Source organism: Streptomyces sp. MB09-01, assembly GCF_033794505.1.
GTDB lineage: Bacteria > Actinomycetota > Actinomycetes > Streptomycetales > Streptomycetaceae > Streptomyces.
On the sequence record NZ_JARAYQ010000102.1, the window covers coordinates 21,200 to 28,010 of the forward strand.

At 72.4% G+C, this 6,811-nt stretch carries 9 protein-coding genes; 6 read left to right on the plus strand and 3 right to left on the minus strand.

The window, feature by feature from the left end; genetic code table 11:
• The first annotated feature begins 147 nt into the window (after positions 1–147).
• From PV721_RS21630 to PV721_RS21650, 5 genes are all read left to right on the plus strand, one after another.
• Positions 148–360 carry a hypothetical protein gene (locus PV721_RS21630; protein WP_319726960.1) on the plus strand — a complete coding sequence of 71 codons (213 nt, stop codon included), beginning with the start codon at positions 148–150 and terminating at the stop codon, positions 358–360.
• 16 nt (positions 361–376) lie between these two features.
• Complete coding sequence (locus PV721_RS21635; protein WP_319726961.1) at positions 377–916, plus strand: GNAT family N-acetyltransferase; 540 nt, start codon at positions 377–379, stop codon at positions 914–916.
• Between the two features lie 59 nt (positions 917–975).
• Entirely contained in the window at positions 976–1,347 is a 372-nt protein-coding gene (locus PV721_RS21640; RefSeq protein ID WP_319726963.1) for a tyrosinase family oxidase copper chaperone, read from the plus strand.
• Positions 1,348–1,377: 30 nt separating this feature from the next.
• Positions 1,378–2,241: a tyrosinase family protein gene (locus PV721_RS21645; protein WP_319726965.1), complete on the plus strand. Its 864-nt coding sequence runs from the start codon at positions 1,378–1,380 to the stop codon at positions 2,239–2,241.
• An 88-nt stretch (positions 2,242–2,329) separates the two neighbouring features.
• The gene (locus PV721_RS21650) at positions 2,330–2,950 is read left to right on the plus strand and encodes an HAD-IA family hydrolase (protein WP_319726967.1); all 621 of its coding nucleotides are present in this window, start codon (positions 2,330–2,332) and stop codon (positions 2,948–2,950) included.
• 54 nt (positions 2,951–3,004) lie between these two features.
• On the opposite strand, the gene PV721_RS21655 is transcribed toward PV721_RS21650, so the two are convergent.
• Both PV721_RS21655 and PV721_RS21660 read right to left on the minus strand, forming a co-directional pair.
• A complete protein-coding gene (locus PV721_RS21655) occupies positions 3,005–3,292 on the minus strand; it encodes a chaplin (RefSeq protein WP_319726969.1) in 288 nt (95 codons plus the stop codon).
• A gap of 95 nt (positions 3,293–3,387) precedes the next feature.
• A complete protein-coding gene (locus tag PV721_RS21660) occupies positions 3,388–3,714 on the minus strand; it encodes a hypothetical protein (RefSeq protein WP_319726971.1) in 327 nt (108 codons plus the stop codon).
• A gap of 98 nt (positions 3,715–3,812) precedes the next feature.
• Between PV721_RS21660 and PV721_RS21665 the strand changes: the two genes are divergently transcribed.
• Entirely contained in the window at positions 3,813–5,306 is a 1,494-nt protein-coding gene (locus PV721_RS21665) for a carboxylesterase/lipase family protein (RefSeq protein WP_319726973.1), read from the plus strand.
• On the opposite strand, the gene PV721_RS21670 is transcribed toward PV721_RS21665, so the two are convergent.
• Complete coding sequence (locus tag PV721_RS21670; RefSeq protein ID WP_319726975.1) at positions 5,284–6,570, minus strand: alpha/beta hydrolase; 1,287 nt, start codon at positions 6,568–6,570, stop codon at positions 5,284–5,286. The genes PV721_RS21665 and PV721_RS21670 overlap by 23 nt on opposite strands.
• Positions 6,571–6,811 lie beyond the last annotated feature (241 nt).

The following is a 6,811-nucleotide window of genomic DNA, read 5'->3' on the forward strand; positions in this document are numbered from 1 at the left end:
GGTCGTCGACGCCCGCCGGGCTCGCCGTCGTCACCGTCATCGGTGCCCGTGCCGCCGTAGACGCCCAGGCACCCCCGTCGCCGTCCTCATCCTCGCCGTCCTCATCCTCGCGTCCCCACCGGAGTCCCCGGCGAGGTCGTCCGCGACGTGCTCTGCGGGGAGTTCCCGCCGCGGCTGCTGCGCGAGGAGGTGTACGCGGCAGCCGCCCTCGCCGGCGCCGCCGCCTACCTCGGCCTGCACGGGGCCGGAGTCCCGGACACGGCCGACACCGCCGTCTCCGCCGCCCTCGTGTTCACCCTGCGCCTGGCAGTGGTCTTCCGCGACCTGCACCTGCCCCGCCTGCAGCGCCTCCCCGGGTGATCCCTACGCTCACCGGATGACGACGACCATCACCGCGCTCGACGCGGCCGGACTCCGCGCCCACCGCGACGAACTCGCCGCCCTCCTCCTCGCGGTGGTCGAGGGCGGCTCCTCGCTCGGCTTCCTCGCCGGCCTCGACCACGAAGGCGCCGCCGCCTGGTGGGACTCCCTGCTGCCCGCCGTCGAGGAGGGATCCCTCGCCCTGTGGGTCTCCCGCACGGACGACGACGGCCGCATCGACGGCACGGTCAGCTGGTACCGGGAGTCCAAGCCCAACGGCCGCCACCGCGCCGAGCTGCGCAAGCTCATGGTCCACCCGGCTGCCCGCGGCCGGGGCACCGCACGCTCCCTGCTCGCCGAGGCCGAGACCGCCGCCGCCCGCGCCGGGGTGGTGCTGCTGTTCCTGGACACCGAGACGGGCAGCGGAGCCGAGCGCGTCTACCGCGCCGCGGGCTGGACGGAGGTCGGCACCATCCCCGACTACGCCACCGATCCGGCCGGCCGGCTGCACCCCACCACCCTCTACTACAAGCGGCCGGGTAGCACTCACGGGTGACCTCGTCCGCCGCGCGGCGTTAGACCCGTAGCCGCCGGCCACCGAGCGAGGGAGACCGTATGTCCGCAGCATCCGCCGCCGCACCACTGACCCGCCGCGCGGTCCTCCGTACGGCTTTCACCGCGGCCGTGCTCGCCGGTACGGCCGCTGCCCTGGCGCCCGTCCTGCGCGCCCGGCGCCCGCGGCAGACCCTCACCCCGGCGCCGCTCGCCGAGGAGGAGACGTACCGCGGCCGGCACATCGCCGTGGACGTCGCCGGGGTCCGCATCGACGGCCGCCCGCTGCATGTCATGCGCCGGGCCGACGGCAGCTACCTCAGCGGGATCAACCACTTTGAGTCCTATGCGACGCCGCTGGAACTGGCGCGTGCCGCCGTCGACGAACTCGGCACGGCCCAGCTGGCGCGCGCGGCCGCCCCGCACCACGGCTGACACACCCACGGGAACGGGAGGAGCCCCGCATTGCACACCCGGCAGAACCAGAAGAACCTGACCAGTGCCCAGAAGAAGCGGTTCACTACGGCGGTGCTGGAGCTCAAGCGCAACGGCACCTACGACGCGCTGGTGCGCACGCACGACAAGTACTTCGTGCCCGACCGCGACCGCAAGCTGCGCGTCGGGCACATGTCGCCCTCCTTCTTCCCGTGGCACCGGCTGTACCTGCTCGAATTCGAGCGGAAGCTGCAGGCGCTCGATCCGGGCGTGTCCATCCCGTACTGGGACTGGACCACCGACACCAGCCCGGTCTCCTCCCTGTGGGCCGACGACTTCCTCGGCGGCACCGGCCGGGCGAGCGACCGCAAGGTGATGACCGGGCCGTTCGCCTACGACAAGGGCAACTGGACGGTGACCGTGGGCATCACGGAGTCCGCCTTCCTCACCCGCAACCTCGGCCGGCCGCAGAACCCGATCAAGCTGCCCACCGCGGCCGAACTGCAGTGGGCGATCGACGACCCGGTCTACGACACTTCGCCGTGGGACTCCACCGCCGGCGCGGGCGGCTTCCGCAACAAGCTGGAGGGCTGGGCCGCCCCCAAGAGCGAGCGCTGGCGCAACCACAACAAGGTCCACCAGTGGATCGGCGGTCACATGACGGGGGGCACGGCGCCCAACGACCCGGCCTTCTGGCTGCACCACGCCTTCGTGGACCTGATCTGGGACCGCTGGCAGCAGAAGCACCCCCGCGCCGGCTACCTGCCCGCCGCCCCCCTCGCCCGAGGCGACCTCCAGCAGGGCCGCGTGATCTCCCTCGACGAGCCCATGCCGCCGTGGAACATCACCCCGCGCGAGGTCCTCGGCCATCAGAACCTCTACCGCTACGAGTGATACGGCGTGGGGCGGCCTGCGAGGATGCCTTCGGTACCCGTCCCGTGGCGATCCGCCACGGGTGGAACGCCACCAAGGAGTCCCGATCATGACGGTCCGCCCCTACGACGCCGTGCTCTGCGGCATCGACGGCGTGCTCCGGCACTGGCCCGCTCCCGGCCCCACCGACCTCGACCACGTGCACGGACTTCCCGCGGGCACGATCGCGGCGGCCGCCTTCGCGCCGGCGCGCCTGCACCCCGCGATCACCGGAGAGGTCACCGATGAGCAGTGGCGCGCCGCGGTGGCCACGGACCTCGCGGACGCATGCGGATCGGCGGACCGCGCCCGAAGCATCGTCACCGCGTGGTCCGAACTCGTCCCGCGCGTCGATCAGGAGGCCGTATCCCTCCTCACCAGGGTCCGCGAAGTCGTGGCCGTCGCCCTGGTTTCGAACGCGACCACCCGCTTGGAGTCGGACCTCGCCCGGCAAGGCCTGAACGACCTCGCCGACGCCGTGGTGAACACCTCCCGCATCGGTGTCGCGAAGCCCGATCCGCGCGTCTACCGCATGGCCGCCGAACGGGTCGGAGTCCCGGTCCACCGCTGCCTGTTCATCGACGACACCGCCGACAACGTCGTCGCGGCCCGCGCAGTGGGGATGGCCGCCGTCCACTACCGCCGGATCGAGGACCTCGAGGACGCCCTGTCCGCGTTCCTCCTCGCGTGAAGGGGCCCCCGCCGGTCCGGCGGGGGCCCCTTCGTCGATCAGCCGGTCAGGCGATCAGTGGCCGTAGCCCTCGCCCTCGGTGTGGTGCTTGTCGTCGTGGCCCGACGCGTTGACGCAGGTGTTGCCGAACGCGGGGTTCAGCAGACCGATCACGTTCACCGTGTTGCCGCAGACGTTGATCGGGACGTGCACCGGGACCTGGAGCAGGTTGCCCGACAGGACACCGGGGGAGCCCACCGCCGCACCGTGCGCTCCGGCATCGGCGACGGCCAGACCGGCACCGGCGACCACGGCGCTACCGGTGACAGCGGTGATGGCGAATGCCTTCGCGATACGCGACATCAAGATCTCCTCGTGAGATGTGGGGCGCCGCAGAATGTGCGGCATTTGACATGGCATACAACGCAGGGGCGGCCGTGGGGTCACGGCCGTTGGGCCTACCCGGTGACGGGAAAACGCACCGAGGCGAAATACGGCCGCACCTGGCTCACGCTGCCGGGCGGCAGCACCGCGACGGCCCGGCCCGAGCAGCCCCGGTCCCGGTAGAGGCTCGCCGAGCCCCGGGTCCCGTTCGTGACCGCCCGGGCGCCGCCGCCCTCGGCCTCGACGCAGCCCTTCGGCGAGGTGAGCCCGTGGACCTGGTCGTCCTGGCCGACGTACTGGAAGTCCGGCCCGGTGGCGGCCAGGGCCGGGGCGCCGAGCAGCGTGGCGCCCGCGAGCAGCAGGACGGGCACCGTGGTGTGGTGGATACGCAGGAATCGCATGCCCGTCCAACCTGGGCGGGCACGGGCACGGTCACGCCTTGTCACCCGTTGGACGGCTGTGCGACCGTGCGCCCAGCACCAGGGTTCAGGAGGACGGGATGAGCGCAGTGGGCGACGCCGCAGCCGGCGGCCGGCCGAGGGTCAGGACCGCGGTCGGCGTGGTCGAGGGCCGCACCGCGGCCGACGGCAGCGCCGTCTTCCGGGGCATCCCGTACGCCGCCCCGCCCGTAGGCGCCCTCCGCTTCGCGGCGCCCCGGCCCCCGGCCGCCTGGGACGGCGTGCGCGACGCCACCGCCTTCGGCCCCACCGCGCCCAAGATTCCGTACCCGGACACGTTCGCGGCCCTGCTGCCCGACCCCGAGATCCCCGGGGACGACTGCCTGAGCGTGAACGTGTGGACCCCCGATCCGGCGCCCGGAGCGCGGCTGCCCGTCATGGTGTGGATCCACGGCGGGGCGCACACCCGCGGCTCCTCGGCCGTCCCCGTGTACGACGGCTCGGCCTTCGCCCGCGACGGGATCGTGCTCGTCTCCTGCAACTTCCGCCTCGGCGTCCTCGGCTACGGCCTCTTTCCCGACGCGCCCGCCAACCGGGGCCTGCTCGACCAGATCGCCGCCCTGGAATGGGTCCGCGACAACATCGCGGCCTTCGGTGGGGACCCCGCCCGCGTCACCGTCTTCGGCGAATCCGCCGGAGCCATCAGCATCGGCGCCCTCCTGGCCGCCCCGCGTGCGGCCGGACTCTTCGCCCGGGCCGTCCTCCAGAGCGGAGCTCCCGAGGTCCTGCCGCGCGACAAGGTGCGCACCGTGGTCCGGCGGATGGCCTCGCTCCTCAAGGTGGACGCCACCGCCGAGGCCTTCACGGCCACCGCCCTGCCCACCCTCCTCGCCGCCCAGGCGGCCGTGCTGCGCCGCTCGGGCCCGCTCCTCGGCGGCCCCGCCTTCGGCCTGGTCGCCGATCCCGCCACGGTCCCGGAGGCCCCGCTCGACGCCCTGACCGCTTCCGGGGCCTCCGCCGACGTGCCCCTGCTCCTCGGATGGACCAGTGACGAGTACCGGCTCTGGCTCGCCCCCACCGGCGGGATGCAGCTGCTGGACCGGCTGGGTCCGCTCGCCGTGGCGCTCGCCCGGGCCCGCGCCGGCAAGGGCCGGGCCGACGTACGGACGCTGCGCGCCACCCGGCCCGGGGCGGGTCCGGCCGAGCTCGCCGGCCAGCTGCTCACCGACCGGCTGCTGCGCGACCCGCTGCGCAGGCTCGCCGGGGCACCGCGGGCGGCGCCGAGCTACCTGTACGAGTTCGGCTGGCCCTCCGGCATCCCGGGGCTCGGCGCCTGCCACGCCCTGGAGATCGGCTTCGTGTTCGACACGCTCGCCGCGCCGGAGGCCTCCTGGCTGGCCGGGCCGGACGCCCCACAGGCCCTGGCCGACGAGATGCACGCGGCCTGGGTGCGGTTCGCGGCGACCGGTGAGCCGGGCTGGGCGGCCTGGGACGGCGACGGCCCGCCGAAGATGTTCGGCGGGCCGGAGCCGGAACCGGAGTCGGTGCCGGAGGGGACGAGGGCGTCGACGCTTACTCGACGGGTCCTTCCATGACCTTGCTGATGAACTGGACCGGTCCCTCACCCATGTTGGGGACGTAGGTCTTGGCGTTGTGCTGGCCGCCCTTGATGACCCTCAACTCGGCGTGGACGGGCCCCTTGTTGCCGTAGGTGGCGATGAACTTCTGCACGTCCGGCAGGGTCTTCTTGTTGTTCTCGCTGTCGCCGACCTGGAAGGCGAGGTACACGTCCGGACCCTTGCTGTCGATGAGCTGCTTCGCCAGCACCTCCGGGTTGTTCTCGGCCTTCTCCTTGTCGTGGCCCTTCCACAGGGAGGAGTCCGGGACGATGTCCGGGCCGGAGGCGATCACGGCCTTGAACTTGTCCGGGTGCTTCAGCACGGCCTTCAGACCCGCGAACCCGCCGGTGGAGGAGCCCATGAAGGCCCAACCGTCACGGGACTTGACGGTGCGGAAGTTCGCCTTCATCAGGTCCGGGACGTCCTCGGTCAGCCAGGTGCCCATCTTGGGCTGGCCGGGTATGTCGGAGCCGTCCCAGTAGATGCCCTTGTCGTCCGGCGCCGGGTTGAGCACCGGCATGGCCAGGATGAAGGGCTTGCTCTTCCCTTCGGCGTACCACTTGCTGATGCTGGTCTGCAGACCGAGGTCGGTGCCCATCCAGTAGTTGCTCGGGAAACCGGCACCGCCCGGGAGGGCGATCATGACCGGGAAGCCGCTCTTGGCGAACTTCGGGTCGTTGTACTCCTTGGGCGCCCAGACCCAGACCTTGCCCTTGAAGCCCGACTTCTTGCCGTCCAGTGTGGTGACGGCCACGTGGGTGCCGTCGGGCAGGGTCATCGAGTTCTTGAACTCGGCGGCCGGGCCGGTCGGCATCAGCATCTTGGAGTTGGCCGGCTGCTGCGGTGCGTCGTTCTTCTTGCCGCTCCCGCCCGCGGGCTGCTGCCCGAAGGACACGGCGGAGCCCTTGTCGGTGAAGGGGGGTATCTCGAAGTGGTTCATCACGAGCGCCGATATGCCCGCGAGCGCGAGGACGGTGGCCCCCGCGATCGCCCAGCGCCGGCCCCGGGACTTCCGGCGCGGGGGCTCGGGCTGCTCGTGCTGGTCCTGCGGCTCGTACCCGTACTGCGGCTGCTGCCCGTACGGAGGCTGCGGCCGGCCGTGGGGCGGCTGCTGCGCGCCCCCGGCCTCGTACGGCTGCTGTCCGTACGGCTGGCCGTACTGGTCGCCGTGGGGCGGCTGCGGGCTCTGCCCTTGCGGCCGGTACGGCTGGTACTGCTGCCCGTCGGGTGCGTACGACATGTGCGGTGGCTCTCCGGCTGGTGCTGCCCCAGAGGGGCGGGGTGGTCTGGAAGCTGGATCCTTCCGTTCGAAGGATGAACGAAAGCACGGCAGGGTTCCGTATTTTTCCTACTCTTGGGGTTCCCTGGGGGATCCCATTGCCTGCCGCCCGTACGGCACATGGAGTTCCCCTGCCCGCCGCCGTACATCCCTGGCCCATGCAGGGGCCGCTGGGTATGGTGCCCCCGCCCAGCCCCGGACC